Here is a 973-nt window from a genome sequence, read left to right as displayed (position 1 = left end):
TGGCGGACTACCCGAACATCCAGGCCTGGCGTCTGCGCATCAAGGCGCGCCCGGCAGTCCAGCGGGCCTATGCCAAGGGCCGTGAAGTGGCCGCCGGCGAGCGTTCGCTGGCCTTGCAGTAACCCATCTATTTTTTGCGGGACTTCCATGAGCCAGACCATCACACCCGGGCAATTGCAACAATGGCTGTTTGACGGCCAGGAAATCGCCCTGTTCGACGTACGCGAGCACGGCCAATACGGCGAGGCCCACCTGTTTCACGGGGTGAACCTGCCCTATAGCCGCCTGGAACTGGAGGTGCAGCGCCTGGCACCGAATCCCCGGGTGCGCCTGGTGATCTACGACCAGGACGGCGGCGATGTGGCTGCGCGCACGGCACTGCGTTTGCAAGCGCTGGGCTACCGCCATGTGCATGTACTGGAAGGTGGTGCGAACGCTTGGCAGGCGGCGGGTTTGCAGTTGTTCGCCGGGGTGCATGTGCCGTCGAAAGCCTTTGGCGAATTGGTGGAAGAGGCCAGCCACACACCCCACGTCACCGCGCAGCAACTGGCGGACTGGCAGGCCACGGGCGAGCCGCTGGTGGTGCTGGACGGTCGGCCGTTCGATGAATACCGCAAGATGACCATTCCCGGTTCGATCTGCTGCCCCAATGGTGAGCTGGGTTACCGCGTGCACGACCTGGTGCCGGATGAAACCACGCCGATCGTGGTCAACTGCGCCGGGCGTACCCGCAGCATTATCGGCGCCCAGACGTTGATCAACCTCGGGGTGAAGAACCCGGTTTATGCCCTGGAAAACGGTACCCAGGGTTGGTACCTGGCGGACTTCAAGCTGGAGCATGGCAGCACTCGGCGTTATGCCGACCAGGTCTCGACGGATCTGGGCCGGCAGCGCGAAGCTGCCCGGCAGTTGGCGGAGCGGGCAGGGGTGGTCAGTGTCAAGGCGGAGCAGGTCCGGCAATGGGCGGCGGACC

General features: G+C 64.5%; 1 protein-coding gene and 1 pseudogene. Both read left to right on the top strand.

Annotation, left to right across the window (positions count from 1 at the left end):
- Positions 1 to 122: pseudogene (locus HX846_RS40310) on the top strand (thiol:disulfide oxidoreductase); the annotation flags it as partial.
- 25 nt (positions 123 to 147) lie between these two features.
- Positions 148 to 973, top strand: an 826-nt coding sequence (locus tag HX846_RS35230; protein ID WP_256740329.1) for a rhodanese-like domain-containing protein, incomplete at its 3' end; no start/stop codon positions are given.

The sequence above is a fragment of the Pseudomonas sp. K5002 genome, from assembly GCF_013386655.1.
GTDB lineage: Bacteria > Pseudomonadota > Gammaproteobacteria > Pseudomonadales > Pseudomonadaceae > Aquipseudomonas.
The sequence above is the reverse complement of the archived record's forward strand: the minus strand, read 5'-3'. Positions and strand labels throughout refer to the sequence as shown.